At 71.8% G+C, this 15,568-nt stretch carries 15 protein-coding genes and 1 pseudogene; 13 read left to right on the top strand and 3 right to left on the bottom strand.

All coding sequences use genetic code 11. From position 1 onward, the window contains the following. Positions 1-46: 46 nt before the first annotated feature. Entirely contained in the window at positions 47-1,099 is a 1,053-nt protein-coding gene (locus QWJ13_RS28955; protein WP_316528152.1) for an esterase/lipase family protein, read from the bottom strand. A gap of 51 nt (positions 1,100-1,150) precedes the next feature. Then, positions 1,151-3,019 carry a hypothetical protein gene (locus QWJ13_RS28950; protein WP_316528151.1) on the bottom strand — a complete coding sequence of 623 codons (1,869 nt, stop codon included), beginning with the start codon at positions 3,017-3,019 and terminating at the stop codon, positions 1,151-1,153. 132 nt (positions 3,020-3,151) lie between these two features. Here QWJ13_RS28950 and QWJ13_RS28945 point away from each other — a divergent pair, with 132 nt between their 5' ends. The 10 genes and pseudogenes from QWJ13_RS28945 (at position 3,152) to QWJ13_RS28900 (ending at position 14,147) form a co-directional block, all read left to right on the top strand. After that, the gene (locus QWJ13_RS28945; RefSeq protein ID WP_316528150.1) at positions 3,152-3,970 is read left to right on the top strand and encodes a hypothetical protein; all 819 of its coding nucleotides are present in this window, start codon (positions 3,152-3,154) and stop codon (positions 3,968-3,970) included. Positions 3,971-4,041: 71 nt separating this feature from the next. Continuing rightward, the gene (locus QWJ13_RS28940; protein WP_316528149.1) at positions 4,042-5,196 is read left to right on the top strand and encodes a hydroxymethylglutaryl-CoA reductase, degradative; all 1,155 of its coding nucleotides are present in this window, start codon (positions 4,042-4,044) and stop codon (positions 5,194-5,196) included. A 73-nt stretch (positions 5,197-5,269) separates the two neighbouring features. Next, positions 5,270-6,214 (top strand): mevalonate kinase, encoded by a 945-nt coding sequence (gene mvk / locus QWJ13_RS28935; protein ID WP_316528147.1) that lies wholly within the window; start codon positions 5,270-5,272, stop codon positions 6,212-6,214. Positions 6,215-6,255: 41 nt separating this feature from the next. After that, positions 6,256-6,625 (top strand): annotated as a pseudogene (locus QWJ13_RS28930) (TetR/AcrR family transcriptional regulator); the annotation flags it as partial. Positions 6,626-7,010: 385 nt separating this feature from the next. Beyond that, positions 7,011-7,430 (top strand): YciI family protein, encoded by a 420-nt coding sequence (locus tag QWJ13_RS28925; protein ID WP_316528146.1) that lies wholly within the window; start codon positions 7,011-7,013, stop codon positions 7,428-7,430. Beyond that, entirely contained in the window at positions 7,403-8,734 is a 1,332-nt protein-coding gene (locus QWJ13_RS28920) for an RNA polymerase sigma factor (RefSeq protein ID WP_432277630.1), read from the top strand. Before QWJ13_RS28925 ends, QWJ13_RS28920 begins: the two co-directional genes overlap by 28 nt. Positions 8,735-9,911: 1,177 nt before the next feature. Continuing rightward, complete coding sequence (locus QWJ13_RS28915; RefSeq protein ID WP_316528143.1) at positions 9,912-11,015, top strand: bifunctional DNA primase/polymerase; 1,104 nt, start codon at positions 9,912-9,914, stop codon at positions 11,013-11,015. Continuing rightward, entirely contained in the window at positions 11,012-12,643 is a 1,632-nt protein-coding gene (locus QWJ13_RS28910; protein ID WP_316528142.1) for a DNA primase family protein, read from the top strand. The genes QWJ13_RS28915 and QWJ13_RS28910 overlap by 4 nt, the downstream gene beginning before the upstream one ends. Continuing rightward, complete coding sequence (locus QWJ13_RS28905) at positions 12,640-13,044, top strand: DUF6009 family protein (protein ID WP_097240598.1); 405 nt, start codon at positions 12,640-12,642, stop codon at positions 13,042-13,044. The genes QWJ13_RS28910 and QWJ13_RS28905 overlap by 4 nt, the downstream gene beginning before the upstream one ends. 437 nt (positions 13,045-13,481) lie before the next feature. Beyond that, complete coding sequence (locus tag QWJ13_RS28900) at positions 13,482-14,147, top strand: hypothetical protein (protein ID WP_316528141.1); 666 nt, start codon at positions 13,482-13,484, stop codon at positions 14,145-14,147. 25 nt (positions 14,148-14,172) lie between these two features. Here the strand turns inward: QWJ13_RS28900 and QWJ13_RS28895 are convergent, their stop codons facing one another. Continuing rightward, on the bottom strand, positions 14,173-14,352 hold the full coding sequence (locus tag QWJ13_RS28895; RefSeq protein WP_316528140.1) for a hypothetical protein: 180 nt from the start codon (positions 14,350-14,352) through the stop codon (positions 14,173-14,175). A gap of 124 nt (positions 14,353-14,476) precedes the next feature. Here QWJ13_RS28895 and QWJ13_RS28890 point away from each other — a divergent pair, with 124 nt between their 5' ends. Genes QWJ13_RS28890 through QWJ13_RS28880 form a run of 3 tightly spaced genes read left to right on the top strand, consistent with a single transcriptional unit; the run spans position 14,477 to position 15,287 of the window. Continuing rightward, on the top strand, positions 14,477-14,605 hold the full coding sequence (locus QWJ13_RS28890; protein WP_316528138.1) for a hypothetical protein: 129 nt from the start codon (positions 14,477-14,479) through the stop codon (positions 14,603-14,605). Positions 14,606-14,612: 7 nt separating this feature from the next. Continuing rightward, positions 14,613-14,873 carry a restriction endonuclease fold toxin-2 domain-containing protein gene (locus tag QWJ13_RS28885; protein WP_432277629.1) on the top strand — a complete coding sequence of 87 codons (261 nt, stop codon included), beginning with the start codon at positions 14,613-14,615 and terminating at the stop codon, positions 14,871-14,873. 39 nt (positions 14,874-14,912) lie between these two features. Then, positions 14,913-15,287: a hypothetical protein gene (locus QWJ13_RS28880; protein WP_316528136.1), complete on the top strand. Its 375-nt coding sequence runs from the start codon at positions 14,913-14,915 to the stop codon at positions 15,285-15,287. Positions 15,288-15,568: the final 281 nt, after the last annotated feature.

Below are 15,568 nucleotides of genomic sequence, written 5' to 3'. Positions count from 1 at the left end.
GACTCGGCCCAAGGACGAATCGGGGATCGACCGGCTTTCAGCTCTCTCAGAAGGCGGGTACCGGCCCGGGAGGGCCTGTGAGCGGCAGCACCGGCACGCACGGGACCTGCACCGGGTGCGCCGGGTCCAGGGCGTTGAGCACGTCCGCCAGCGCGATGGGGTCGGCGGCGAGCTCCAGGTGGTCGGTGGCGTCAACCGAGCACTGGTCCTGGACGGTGATGTTGGTGACGTTCGGCGCGGCGGGCAGGAAGCTGTTCGTGTACGGAATGACCGCCTCGTCATCTCTGCTGGCGATCACGGTGTAACGGACCGCGGGAACGGTCGGTGTGGCATTCAGGTGCGCGAGGAAGGAGGACCCGGTTCCCTGCTGCCCGCAGGCCTGACAGGCGGCCAGCAGGGTGCTGGGCGGGATGCCGAGCAAGCTGCCGACTTCGCCGGCGAGCGTGAACAGCCCCAGGGAGGCGGTGCCGTAGTTGCTCGACGCGAGCCCCACGAGCTGGTCCACCGTGCTGTCGCCGCCGAGGAAGTTGATGTAGTAGCGCGGCATCATCCCCCCTTGGGAGTGCCCCACGAGGTCGACCTTGGCCGCTCCGGTGGCGGCGAGGACGGTGTTCACGAACGACGCGAGCTGCCCGGCCGAGGCCGCGATGTCGCCGGTGCCCTGGACGATGGACGTGGGCGTCGCGCCGCCGTAGTTGAGCGCGAAGACGCAGTAGCCGTGAGCGGCCAGCAACGGCGAGGCCGTCTGCCAGTTGTCGTCCATGTTCCCGAACGTGCCGTGCACCAGGATCACCGGATACGGATGAGCGGCGGTCGGTCGGCAGGAGAAGTCGTTGGCCCCCGGCGGCGGGGTGGTCGGCGCGGCGGCGGTCGCGGCAAAGCCCGCAGCGAAGTCATAACCGTACGGCAGGGTCGCGGCCTGTGCGGTGCCAGCGGAGAATACCGCCAGAGCGGCGGCCGTGGCGGCGGCCAGCCCGGCCCTGAGTGATCTGAGAAACATCGGGTCTCGCTGTTCCTGGAGGACGAATTGGCCGTCATCCGTACCCCCCAGCCAACCATCGCAAACGCGAAGAGTAGCGCTTTTGAAGCTGAGAGTCACGGATTCGGCTATCGCGTGTCCCGGGCGGAGCGAACTTTCGGTCCTCTCAGGTCACCCGGCGGTCGCGAGCAGGTCGGTGAGCCGGTTGTACGGGCCCAGGCCGCTGAGTTCGAGGGCGCTGCTGGTGGCGCCGAGGAAGGCCCGCCGGACGGCGAAGCCCTGACGGGCGGGGCGCAGGGCGTACGTCCGGTGGATGGCGGAGCACAGGTCCATGTGGAGCCGGCAGCCGGCGTCGTCGATCTCGGCGAGGGTGTGTTCCGGGTGCCCGACCACGTTCTGCTGCCAGATCCGGTCGATGAAGGGCCGTAGCTCGTCCCCGACCCGGCGCACCGCGCCGTCGAGGTGGGCGGCGTCGAGCGCGGCGTCGTAGAGGTCGCACCAGCGACCGGCGAGGCCCCGCAGCGCGTCGGCCGCGTCGCCGGCCGCGAGGGCCGCTTCGGCGACGGTCTCGCAGCGGCGCACGGCATCCGGGCCGCTTCCCGGAGCCAGGCACCGCCGGGCGGCCCGGTGCGCGAGTCCGTCCGGGAACGGGTGGGTCTGCGCCCACAGGGGCCGCCAGTCGGCGGTGTGCAGCATGGTCCCGGGCCGCAGGACGGTACCGGCCACGGCGCGCAGGCGTGCTCCCGGCGGAGGCCGGGCGAACGCGTCGCGAAGGTCCGGTGCCGCCGTGGAGAGGCAGGCGACCTGACGGCTCATGCCCCACCGCGGGGCCAGGTAGAAGATCACGTTGCCCATGGCGATCTCGGCCGCTTCCTCGTGGCCGTCCTCGCCGCACCCGCAGGCGAGCGCGTCGTCGATGATCCGCGCGCAGGCGTTGCCGTAGCCGGCGACGGCCGGCCCGCCGCCGTTGGCCAGCGCCGCCAGCGGTTCGTTGAGGCCCTCCTCCAGCCGGTGGTCGGACACGGCGTCGACGATCTCGTTGTAGCGGACGACGAGGTCCAGGGCCCGCCTGATGGCCGGGCACCGGTCGGCGGGGCGGAACGCTCCGGATCCGTCGGCCAGGTGCCGGTAGGCGGCCGTGCCCGTGGCGAGCTTGAGGCTGGGCTGCATCGCGCCGTCCCACCAGCGGGTCCGCATCAGCTCTCCCGGGCCTGCCGGGCCTCCGGCGGCGTCGACGTACGCGTCGGGATCGGGGAGGGCGGCGGCCGCCTCCCGCAGGGTGTCCCGCGCCCTGATCACGGCGTCCGTGACCGCGGTGTCCCGCAGGGTCCGGTCCGCCGCCCGTCCCGCCAGGCACGCGATGCCTTCGCTCGCGGCCACCAGGTGCACGTCGGCGCCGCTCGCGGAGCCGTCGGCCGCGTCCACGTAGTCGACGGCGGTGGTGATGCACAGCGTCGATCCGCAGAGGCTGCCCTCGCGGCCGTCGCCGCCGCGGATGAAGCAGAGCTGGTACCAGTGGGCGAACAGATCCCGCATCACCATGCTCGCCGCCTCGGCCGGGTCCTCGGCATGCCGGGCGACATACCGGGCCGCCAGGCGCTCGACCTCGCCGCCCTTGGCGGGGACGGCCTTCGCCAGGCGGTCCAGCCACCGGCTCCCGTCCCGCGACGCGAACCGGCGCGCGCACGCCGCCGCGACCATGGCCACCGCGCCGATCGGGCCGGCCGTCACGCTCTCCTGGGCCACGGACGAGGAAGCCGCCGCGAGGACCTCACGGCCCGTCCGCACCCCTTCGCCGTCGACGGGAGCCCGCTTCGACTCCATCGGCGCGTACCCGGAGTCGCGCGCGACGTAGCACGGCGCCCCCGTCCCGCCGTGCACCGCCGGTGCGCCGGGCGGCCCCATCCGCAGCCTGCCCAGCGCCGCGGCGAAGCCGTCCTCCGTGACCAGGCCGCAGGAGCGGGCGTCCCAGAGGTCCGGCGGGACGTCCCACGCCCGCAGCCGGCGGACCCGCTCCGGCGGCATGAAGGGGTTTCGCACGGTGCACGCCTCCTTGGCGGCATCCCCTGCGGGAATCGCATCCGGAAAGGGAGCCCCCGCACGTCATGATGGTCGTTATCGGGAATGAACGCACCTTGAAGGAAATCCCCGCCCGGGTCCCGAGGAGCGCGCATGGACACGATGCTGAAGAATGAGGATCGTGAGAACCGTCGACGGAATGCCGGAGGCGTCATCATGCGGGAACGCGACGCTTCACCCTGGACCGCACTGCTCGGCGTGATGCCACTACTGGCCGGAGCTCTCACGGTCGCTGTCGGTCACTATCCCTATCCTGACAACAATCTCGACGGGCGGAAATACCTCGCCTACATGCTCCCGCGCCATGTCGCGGAGGTGCAGGCGATCGCCTGGAGCGTCGCCGTGCTGGCGATCTCGGCGTTCTTCGTCCTGCTGGCCAGGGCGCACGCGAGGGCGAGGGGGCGGATGGGGCTGCCCGAGATCGTCATGACCGTCGGAGCGGCGATGTTCGGCGGCCTCCAACTCGTGGTCACGGGGCTGTACGCGGGAGCCGCGCTGTTCGCGCGCGGGTACCCGGCCTTCGGCAGCACCCCGTCCGACCTGCGGCAGATCAGCTTCATGTGGGTGTCGCTCAACTCGCTCTACGTCGTCAGCCTCCTCCCCCTGGCCTCGGTCTGGATCGCCGTCGTGTACGCCAACCGCGCGCACCCCGTCCTGCCGCGCGCGCTCGGCGGCTGGATGGCCGTCGTCGTCGCCGTCGTCAACACCGCGAACATCGCCACCCTCTTCATCACCACCGGGAAGTGGTCGGCCGGCTGCGTGATCCCCTTCACGATCCACGCGGCGGCGACCTTCCTGTGGACGGCTGCCGCCGGCTTCGTCCTGTGGCGCCGGGCGCGCACGCCGTCCGGGCCTGGGCGGGACCGGCCGCGCACGCTCGTCTCCTCCGCCGCAGACTTTGAGGATTCTTGACATTCACGGCCGTCACTCCTGGTAGCGTAGGAAAAGGCTCTCCACCCTGCCTTTCCGGTGAAAGGAGGGTCATGAAATCCCGCCTGCCAGGTTTCTACCGACTTCCGCTGCCCGAGCGGCAAAACATCCTGGCCGATACCGTTCAGCTCACCGCGGGTGAGCGCGACGAACTCGTCAGTGACATTCCACTCGAAAGCGCCCAAGCCGATCTTATGATCGAGAATGCGATCGGCATCTTCTCTTTGCCCTACGGCATCGCCGTCAATTTCCTGGTGAACAGCCGCGACTATCTCGTACCGATGGTGACGGAAGAACCCTCGATCGTCGCCGCGGCCTCGCACGCCGCCCGGATCACCCGCGACTGCGGCGGCATCGAAGCCGCCGCCGACCCCTCCCTGATGACCGGGCAGATCCACGTGATCGACGTCCCCGACGCCGAGGCGGCCGCCGCCCGGGTCAAGCAGGCAGCCCCCCGGCTCATCGAGACGGCCCGCAGCCTCCAGCCCCGCATGGTGGCCCGCGGCTGCGGCGCCCGCGAGATCGGCTCCACCGTGCTCCCCGACGGAAGCCTGCTCGTCCACCTCGTGTCCGATGTCGGCGACGCCATGGGCGCCAACGCCGTCAACACCCTGGTGGAGAAGATCGCCCCGCACGTCGTCACGGTGACCGGCGGCATCGCCAACATCCGGATCGTCTCCAACCTGTCCGACCGACGCCTCGCCCGCGCCCGCGCCACGATCCCCGAAGCCCTGCTGGGCACCCGGGAACGGACCGGCGGCGAGATGGCCCACCGCATCGACCAAGCCTGCGCGCTCGCGACCAACAGCCCCCACCGGGCCGCCACCCACAACAAGGGCATCATGAACGGCATCGACTCCCTCGCCCTGGCCACCGGCCAGGACTGGCGGGCCCTCGAAGCCGGCGCCCACGCCTTCGCCGCCCGGGACGGCAGCTACCAGCCCCTCGCCACCTGGCGGCACACCGACGGCCACCTCCACGGCCGCATCGAGATCCCCCTCGCCGTCGGCACCGTCGGCGCGCGCATCACCGGCAACCCCCGCGCCTGCCTCTCGCTGCGCCTCCTCGGCATCGCCGGCGCCCGTGAACTGGCCGCCGTCATGGCCGCCGTCGGCCTCGCCCAGAACCTCGCCGCCCTGCGCGCCCTGGTGGGCGAGGGCATCCAGCGCGGGCACATGGCGCTCCACCAGCGGAACCAGAGCGCGTGAACGGTGTGAACCAGAGAGTGTGAGACGGGCTCGTGTGAACTCCAGGACCAGTACCCGAAGCGCCCCCGGGAAGGTGATCCTCCTGGGAGAGCACGCCGTCGGCTATGGCGAGCCGGCCATCGCCACCCCGATCGGCCTCCGGCTCACCCTCACCACCACCCTGAACGACAGGACCCTGAAGGACGGCGGCCCCAGTACCCGGCCCACGGACCCATCGGTGCGGACCGCCGTCGACACCGCCGCGACGCTCTTCGCCCTCGCCCCCCACCAGGTCACCACCGAAGTGGAGTCCGGCATCCCGCCCGGATGCGGCCTCGGCAGCTCCGCCGCCTTCACCGTCGCCCTCCTCCGCACCCTCGCCGACCTCACCGACCGGCACCCCGGCCAGGACGAACTCCTGGACCAGGCCCGAGCCGTCGAGGCCGCGTTCCACGGAACGTCCTCCGGCCTGGACGACGCGGCCGTCGGGCTCGGCGCGACCATCTGGTTCCAACGGACGCCCCGCCCCCACGCGGCTCCCCTGCCCGTCCGGGAGGCCTTCGACCTGGTGATCGCGATCACCCGGGAACGCCGCTCCACCGCCCGCCAGGTCGACCTGCTGCGCCGGCGCGCGCAGCTCCACCCCGACCTCTTCCGCCGCCACTTCACGCACCTCGGCGGCCTCACCCGCGTCGGGCGCGACGCGCTGGGCACCGGTGACCTCGCCGCGCTCGGCCGGCTCCTGGACGAGGCCCAGGGCGTGCTCGCCGGCATGGGCCTGTCCACGCCGGCGCTCGACCACGCGATCGCCACCGCCCGCTCGGCCGGCGCCCTCGGGGCGAAGCTCACCGGCGCCGGTGGCGGCGGCGCGGTCATCGCCCTGGTTCCCGGCGGCGCCTCCGCCGTCGTCGCCGACGCCCTCCGCTCGGACGGCCACGAGACCTTCGTCAGCCGCGTCGCCGCCACCGGTCCGCGAGCCGACCGACCTCCCCTACAGGACGTCAGCGCGACAGCAGGGTGTGGACCTCGCGGGGCCTGACCTCGCGCTCGTCGAACACCACCGCCTCGCCCGCCTCCCGGGCCACCGACGACGTCCTCGACCGGATCCGGCACGAGGCCGGGGACGCCCTCGACAAGGGCCGCCTGGCCGGTACACCTCACCTTCTCCGACCGCCTGCGCCCCATCGACCTCGCCGTCCGCGACTGGGCCCGCCGCGACCAAGCCGTCGCCGACCGCCTGCGCCGCGTGGACAACCGGCGCATGGACCTGCTGCGCGAGGCGATCGGCACCGTCCGCACCGACCCCGACGAGATCGAGGCCCGCAGCCTCCTCGCCTTCTGCGTCGCCATCGGCAACCACTTCCTCGCCGCCGACCACCCCGGCCGCACCCGCGCCGAGGTCCTCGCCCGCGCCGGCGACCTCGTCCTCGACCGCCCGGCCACCCCCTGACCGCTCCCCCGCGCCGGGCGCTCGGCCGGGAGGTCCCGGCCGGGCGCCCTCACCTGTGGTGCGTCAGCCCGGGAGCTGGCCGCTGCACCCCGTCAGCCAGGCGCCGAGCACCGCGCCCGAGTCCCCTGCGGATCCCCTCGTCCGCGGAGGGCCGGCGTGGCGTTCGCCGTGGACGACGATGCCCCTGGTCACGGCGCCGCGGCCAGGCATTCGGCCCTGGTCGAATCCCTGGCCTCCGGCCCACCGCCAGGCCCACGATCGACGTACGGACGACCGTCTTCGAAGAACATGCATCATGTGCCTGTCCCCGTGTCGATCCGCGCGCACGCCGTTCGACCTATGGACGGAGAGGGTCGGAAGGCGACCCCCGAACGAGGAGGCCGAAGTGGCGAAGTACATGCTGATCATGCGAGGCACGGACGAGTCCATGGCGAAGATGATGGACACGCCATTCGAGCAGATGCTCGAAACGGTCGGCCGCTTCAACGAGGAACTGATCCGGGCCGGCGTGCTGGTCGCCGCCGAAGGACTCGACGACCCGTCCCAGAGCGTGGTGGTCGACTACAGCGGCGAGACCCCGGTGGTCACCGACGGCCCCTACGGCGAGACCAAGGAACTGTTCGGCGGCTTCTACATCCTCGACGTCGCCTCGAAGGAGGAAGCCGTCGAGTGGGCCAGGCGCATGCCGGCCTTCCCCGGCTCCAAGTGCGAGGTCCGCCGGGTCCCCGGCATCGAGGAGTTCCCGCAGGACAACGAGTGGATCATCAAGGAGCGCGCCTGGCGCGAAAGCACCGGGCAGCTGTGACACCCCGAGCCGCCGACGGCCCGCCGATCGCCGAATCGGCGCGGCGGGCCGTCGAGGCCGTCTGGCGCATCGAGTCCGCCCGCATCGTCGGCGCGCTGGCCCGCTACACCGGGGACTTCGCGCTCGCCGAGGACGTCGCCCAGGAGGCGCTCGCCGAAGCCCTGGTCACCTGGTCGCGCGATGGCGCGCCGACCAGCCCGGTCGGCTGGCTGCTGGCAACCGCGCGGCGACGCGCCATCGACGCCTTCCGCCGCGCCTCGGCCCTCGACGAACGGTACGCCGCGCTCGCCGGCCGGCTCACCGACGGCGAGTTCAGCTCCGGCGCCGCCACCGAACCCGAACGGACGGACGACCTGCCGTGGGACCCGGACCGGGTCGACGACGACGTCCTCGCCCTCATGTTCACCGCCTGCCACCCCGTCCTCTCCCCCGAAGCCCGGGTCGCCCTCACCCTGCGCGTGGTCGGCGGACTCTCCAGCGAGGAGATCGCCCGCGCCTTCCTCGTCCCCGTACCGACCGTCCAGGCCCGGATCACCCGCGCCAAGAAGACCATCGCCGCAGCCCGCGTCCTCTTCGAAACGCCCCCGCCCGAGGAACGGCGCGAACGCCTCGGCGCCGTCCTGAGCGTCCTGTACGTCATCTTCACAGAAGGCTCGACGGCCACCACCGGCGACGACCTGCTCCGCCCCGACCTCGCCCGCGAAGCCGTCCGGCTGGCCCGGATGCTGGCCGCCCTGCTGCCCGGCGAGCCCCAGGTGCACGGCCTGCTCGCCCTCTTCGAACTGACCGCCGCCCGCTTCCCCGCCCGCACCGGGCCCGACGGGGAGCCGGTACTCCTGGAGGAACAGGACCGCCGCCGCTGGGACCGCTCCGCCATCCGCCGCGGCCTGGCCGCCCTCGGCCGCGCCACCGCCACCGGCCGCGGCCTCGGCCCGTACGGCCTCCAGGCCGCGATCGCCGCCTGCCACGCGACGGCCCCCTCCGTCCAGGAGACCGACTGGGAACGCATCGTGATCCTCTACGAGGCCCTCGGCCGCGTCGCCCCCTCCCCCGTCGTCGACCTCAACCGCGCCGTCGCCGTCGCCATGGCCACCGGCCCGCAACAGGCCCTGGACCTCGTCGACGACCTCGCCGCCTCCGGCCGCCTCTCCGGCTCCCACCTCCTCCCCGCCGTCCGCGGCGAACTCCTCATCCGCCTCGACCGCCCCACCGAAGCCCGTGCCGAACTCGAACTCGCCGCCCGCCTCTGCCGCAACACCCGCGAACGCTGCGTCCTCCTCCGCAAAGCCGCCGCCCTCGGCTGACGCCGGGCTACGTCGACGAGAGCTGCTGACCGGTCGGCAGCTCGATGAGGAGTTCGCCGCTGTCCGGGTCGTAGAGCTCGATGGTGCAGCGCTGGCCGGTGCGCCCGAAGGGCTCGACCAGCGTGGGGACTCCGGTGATCGCGATCTCCCCGAGAAGATCACCGGGTCCAGCGGGAGCACCGACAGACGGGCGTAGGTGTGTTCGGCTTCGAACTCCGTCCAGGACCGCATGCGCACCCGCCAACCCGATCCGGAGACGAGCCTGGCCGCCTGATGGGCGTCGGTCGCTGTCGGCACCGAGCCACTGATGTCGACCGTGCGTACCTGGTCGTCAGACACCGGAGCAGCTGCCCAACTGGACGAGAACGTCATGGCCGCAGCGTGGAGGTGGACCTTCCGGTCGCACATCCTGTTTTTCGCCCACAGTGTTCGAAGCTCGGTCGCTTGGGTCGCTGAGTCGCTGCCGTTCCCGGCGCGCTGTTCCCCGGCCAGGCCGAACGGTTTCAGCGCGGCTTGGCGGCCCGCAGGGCAAGACCTCGGACAGAGACTCAGCGACCAAGCGACCCAAGCGACCGACGGTCCCGATTGCCGCAGCTTCCTGGAGAGGACGCGCCCGCCTCCGCTTCGGTCACTGGAGCTACCGAAGCTACCGAGCGACTCAACTTCGGGAGCTCCGGACGCCCCTGACACGCGCGACACGCCGGGGAAAACGCCCCCAGAGACTCAGTCGCTTTCAGTCGCTGAGGTTCAGTCGCTCCGTAAAACCCCAGGTCAGAGCGCATCTACCCACCCAATCAGCGACCGAAGCGACTCAAGCTTGGGTATATAAAGACATTCACGTGTGCGTGTGCGCGTTATAGACCCGGGCTTCAGTCGCTTCAGTCGCTTTTGGCTGTTGGAACTGGCTTTGACCTGCGAAAATGCGGCAGTGACCGAAGCAGCGACTGAACGAGCTCGGTCGCTGGGCCGGGTCTTGGTCGCTCAGTTTGCCCGCAAGGTCCGGTAGTAGCGGTTCGCACGTGCTCGCTCGGCTAGTCTGTGTGAGCTATCTTCTGAACTTCGGTCGCTTCAGTCGCTGATTCGGTGCCTACCAGTGCCCTGACCTGGCTTTTTGCCCTCAGCTACTGAATGAGCGACTCACGTCAGAGCAGCTACCGAACAAAGGGGAAGGGACAGCGTGACGGCGCCGAAGGCCGTGGGGAGCGACCGAACGGAGCGCCAGCCGGATGCGCTGGCCGTTGCCCGGTGGTGTGCTGCCCAGGGTTGGCCCGTCCATCCGCTCGCCCCGGGCCGCAAGACCCCGCCCGCGAACTGCCAGGCCTGCCAGGAGTCCCCGCACGCGCCCACGGACTGCCCGTGCCCCGCCGTCGGTCGCTGGTGCCACGGCTTCCACGCAGCGACTCTGGACCAGGACGTCCTCGGGGCCTGGTGGCGCGTCAACCCGGACTTCGGAGCCGGCGTCGCCTGCGGCCCGGCCGGCCTCGTCGTCATCGACGTCGACAGCCACACCAACGTCGTCCCCGCCCGGGACCGCATCCTGCCCGGCATCCCGATCCACGAGGACGTCGACCTGGACGGGCTGGAGAACGGCTACCACACCCTCGCCCTGTTGGCGGCCCTGCGCCGGGCCCCTGACCCCACGACGGACGAGAGCACCCTGCGCGTCCGCACTCCCTCCGGGGGCCTGCACATCTGGTACCAGGACCACGCCGACCGCCGGTTCGCCTGCTCCACCGGCTCCTCCGCGGGCCGCGCCCTGGCCTGGCAGGTGGACGTCCGGGCGCACGGCGGCTACATCGTCGCCCCCGGGACGGTCACCGCCGTCGGCACCTACACCGTGCTGCCGGGAGCCCGGACCCCCGCCCCGCTGCCCGACTGGCTCGGCGAGGAACTCGTCCGCACCGGCCACCTCAAGGACCGGCCCGGACGGCAGAGCGTGCCCCAGGCCGCCGTCCCCGACCGCGCCCGTCAGGCCGTCGTCGCCGCCGGCGGCGGGAAGAAGGGCGCGGAACGGGTGCTCGACACCGTCCTCCAGGACGTCACCGCCTGCGCCGGCACACCCGAGGGCGCCGGCTTCACCGGCAAGCTCAACCGCGCCGCCTACACCCTGGGAGGCCTGGTCTCCGCCGGGCACCTCACCCACGACGACGCCGAGCGCCTGCTGCTCGACGCCGCCCGCACCGCCCGTCCGGCCCAGGACAGGCAGAACTTCGCCGTCATCCGCTCCGGCCTGGCGGCCGGCAGCAGGCAGCCCCTGCACGTCGGGAAGGCCCGCGGATGACCGATCGCACCCGCCGCAAGAGGACGGTCTTCGACCCCGTGGCCGCAGCCCAGCAGATCCTGGACTACCCGCCCGTCCCAGGCCCGTCCCAGCCGCCCTGGCACGGCACCGCCGTCCAGGAGAGCCTCCTCGACGCCCCCACCACGGCCCCGGCCACGGTGGCCCCTCAAACGGCCGCGGCAGCCCCGCCGACGGCCGTGACGGCGTCGGTCCAGGCCCCCACCGGCCCCCAGGCGACCCCGCACGGCCTGCTGCCCGACTCGCTCTCCGACCGGGGCAACGCCAAACTCTTCGTCCACCTCTACGGCGGCGACTACCGCCACGTCCCCGGCCTCGGCTGGTACCGCTGGTCCGCGCACCGCTGGCAGCTCGACGAGGACGACACCGTCCTGTGGGCAGCGGGCGAGATGGCCGAGAGCATCGCCACCCACGACCCGCGCGGCCTCTACACCAACACCGACCTGCGCCGGCACCGCCGCCGCGCCCTGTCCACCTCCGGCATGAACGCCATGCTCGCCCAGGCCAAGTCCGCCCCCGGTATGGTCCTCAACGCCGCCCTCCTCGACGCCGACGCCTACGCCCTGTGCACCCCCGGCGGCGTGGTCGACCTGCGCACCGGGGCCATCGTCCCGCCCGACCCCAAGGTCCACCACCACTCCCGCTCCACCACCCTGGCCCCCGCCCGGATGCGCACCCCCCGCTGGGACCGCTTCCTCACCGACACCTTCGGCGACGACAAGGAAGGCCGCCAGACCCGCGACTTCCTCCACCTGCTGCTCGGCTACTCGATCAGCGGCGACGTCGGCGCCCAGGTCATGCCCTTCCTCTACGGCCAGGGAAAGAACGGCAAGTCCGTCCTGCTCGACGTCATGATCCAACTCCTCGGCGACTACGCCGACGCGGCCCCACCCGGCTTCCTGATGGCCAAGACCTTCGACGGCCACCCCACCGACCTCGCCGAACTCCACGGCCGCCGCATCATCGTCTGCTCCGAGCTCAAGCCCGGCGACCGCTTCGACGAGGCCCGGGTCAAGCTGCTCACCGGCGGCGACAAGATCAAGGCCCGCCGGATGCGCCAGGACTTCTTCTCCTTCGAGCCCACCCACAAGCTCTGGCTGCTCGGCAACCACCGCCCCGAGGTCGGCACCGGCGGCTTCGCCTTCTGGCGGCGCATGCGCCTGATCCCGTTCGAACGGGTCGTCCCCGAGGAGCGCAAGATCGACAACCTGGCGCACGTCCTGGTCGCCGAAGAGGGCCCCGGCATCCTCGCCTGGCTCATCGACGGCGCCCGCCGCTACTTCGCCGGGGAGAAGGACCTGGCCGGCCCCCAGGCCGTCCAGACCGCCACCACCGCGTACGCCGAGACCGAGGACCACGTCGGCCGCTTCCTCAAGGAGGCCTGCGTCACCGGCGAGGGCATGCGGGCCGAACAGTCCCAGCTCTTCGGCGCCTACACCCGTTGGTGCGGCTTCGAAGGGGCCAATCCCGTATCCGGGCGTGCCTTCGCCGCACGAGTCCGCGAGACACTGGGTATGACCTCTCCCAAGGAGATGGTCCTGTCCAACAGCCGTAAGTTCTACCCGGGCATCGGCCTGATCACCGACGACACAGAGGAGCACAACGCGTGAGCGCGCTGATCGACCCGGCCGAGCTCGCCCACGAAACCGACCTCGTCTGGCTGGAGGACACCTCCGACCTCGACTACGTCCGTCAGTCGCTGGACCGCCTCACCACCCGCCGCGGCCGCCCGGCCTACCACCGCGACGGCCGGATGGTCGGCTACGCGATCCTCGGCCCCGACGCCAAGTCCTCCCGGGCCTCCGGCACCTTCCGCCGCCGCGTCTTCTGGCTCCTGCCGCACGACCGCGACCAGGACCCGGAGGGCCTCTACTCCACCGGCGCCCCCTCGGAGGCGGTGGACCCGCGCACCGTCGCCCCGGGCGTCAAGGGCTACAAGACCGAACGCTCCGAGGGCGGCCCGGCCTCACCGGCGATGCTGGAGCTGGGGATAACGCTCCCGAAGGCCTGACGGCCAGGGGCACGGTTTCAGCGAGGGGCGGTCCGATCATCGGGCCGCCCCTCGCCGTTGCCGGCACCGGTTGGGCCGGTACGGGCCCGCGGGGGTACTGCGGGCCCGGCGGCGGGTCACCGGGTGATGAGGACATACCCAGGGCCACCGTGGCCGCCGCACCGGCGTCGCCTTCTCAGCCGGCCGGGCTGGGAAGCTCCGCACGAACGCCCTTGGCCAAGACGCCCCCCAAGCGGGCGCCGCTACACGGCCTGGAGCCCGGCCGGGATCCGCTGCACCGTGTGCCGCTGCTCCGGCGGAGCCTCCAGGCCGTTCAGCAGCCACTGGTCGATCGTCTTCTTGAACGGCTCCAGCCTCGGTGAACGCCTCTGCGGTGAACGCCTCCACGGTGTCCGTCGCGGCGGCGCCGCGGCACCCCGGTACGGCAGACTCCCCGCATGACCCTTCCCCCTCCCCTCGCCACCGGCGAGGAGATACACGCCCACCTCACCGCCCAGCTCAACCTGGCACTCCGCCGGCCCGGCATGTTCGGCGGCGAGCCTGCCCTGAGGCAGCTGCTCGACCTCCTGCTGTTCACCGAGCGCCGCGCTGGGGACCTCGCCCGGCAGCAGCGGGACTGGGAGTCGTGCGGGCTGTGGTCCGCCGTCGGGGTCACCGGAGCGATCCGGAACCTCCTCGGTGTGCGGGACGGCGAGTACGGCATGGCCTCGGTGTACGCCGAGTTCGCGCAGCGCCGCGGCTGGCTCACGCCGGACCGGCTGCTCACGGAGGAGGCGTACGAGGGCCTCAGCGCCTCTGCTCGGCGATGGGCGGAGGAAGACCGCACCTGGCCGGACGTGACGGCGGAGTTCGGTGACCCGTCCGTCCTCTTCGGAGGAAGCAACCCGCTGTACGGAAAGACGCTCGGCTACCTCAGCGAGGACCCGGCCCGGCCGATGGTCTCCTTCCACTTGTGGAACGGCTGCGAGTCGGAGACCGAATCCTGGCCGCCCGACCATGAGCAACCGTTGCTGCTCGCGGTGCGCTTCGGTGACGGCCCGCTCCCCTGCTCCGTCACCTTCACCCCGGAGGGTGAGCGGCGGAGAGCTTCGAGGGGTCGCTGACGCCTACCGGATCCGTGCCCACCGGCTACCAGACCTGCATTCCCCCGCCGATGCCCGACGCCCGCCGGGCGGCGTCGAGGATGGTGTCCAGCCGGGCGGCCAGCGCGTCTGCGCGCTGCGCGACCGGCCTGGGCGAGTCCATCCGGGCGGCGATGGACTCGACGTTGCGCCGCAGCAGCAGGATCTCCTCGATGAACTCCGCCACCTCTCCTATGGGGCGGGGCGGCTCGTCAGGTCACCAGGCGTTCCGCCCAGTCCGCCGGCACCGCGAAGTCGTCCGCCATCAGCCCGGTGCGAGCATCGACGTGGTGGAGGAGCGCCGGGCCCCGATGGTGAGGCTGGATCCAGGCGAACGCGCCCCCCGTGCCCAGGCCACGATCTCCGGCGTCTTCCAGAACACCACGCCGTCGGGCTGGGGCCGCGGATCGGACCAGGCGATGAACGGCAGCGCGGGCTGACCCGAAGATCAACGCGAGGAGGGCGTACCAGGTCCGGGTGGCCGGGTCGACGGAGTACCGGCTCCACACTGACGTCAAAGACCCGGAGAAGGGGTGCGAGTTGGGCATGGACGCTGACGGCGTGCGTCCGGAGGACGGCGCCGAGATCGACGCCAAGTACACAGGCCAGCAGCAGAGTTGCAAATCGCCCGACCCCAAGGCCAGGGCCTACATCCAGGCCCTCATGGTGGCTCAGGGCATTACCGGCCGTGTCCGAATCGAACCCTGACCGGGGCTGCGAAGCCCGCACCAAGAGAAACGAGCACCCGTGGGATCCAGCTTCTACCTCAGCGCCGACCCCGAGCAGGCCGGACCGTGGACCTTCACCGGCGAGCAGGTACAGGAGTGTGTCCGGAGGCATTGGCCGGACGCCACGGTGAGCACCGCGTTCGAGGGCTTCCTGGAGATCGTGGCGGACCTCGATCGCGGGCGGCCGGCGGAGGTGTCGTTCAACCTCCAGCACGGCATGTTCGCATTCGAGGACCGGGGATCGCTCGTCGGACCTCTGACCGTGATCTACAACGTGCTGCACGACCTGGCACCCGAGGTACCCGTCGTGTGGTGGATCGACTACGACGTGGACCCCCAGCCCCTCGACCTGGCTGGGGGCCTTGAAGCGTTCATCGGGAGCTTCCCGGGATAGTCGATCGGCGCTTTGCCTGCGAGGCCGGGGGCCCACGCCGACCGCCCCCTGCTGCGAGGACGGCTGCCCACGGCCTGAAACCGCAAGCCGGTCAGCTCTGGGTGGCTGCCACGCTCGTTCTGTCTGTTCCCTGGACCGGCACGGGGGCTGCAGGTGCGCGCTGAGACAAGACTGCGGGCTGGCGTTGCTCGCAGGTCACGTGGTCCGCGGTGAATGCCAGCCGCTGGAGAGCTGCTCGCAGACGGCGTCGAGACCGGGGAGCGGACACCATGCTCCACCCC

It is taken from the genome of Kitasatospora brasiliensis, assembly GCF_032654805.1.
Classification (GTDB): Bacteria; Actinomycetota; Actinomycetes; order Streptomycetales; family Streptomycetaceae; genus Kitasatospora; species Kitasatospora brasiliensis.
Note: the sequence above shows the minus strand (reverse complement) of the source record. Positions and strands in the feature narration are given on the sequence as shown.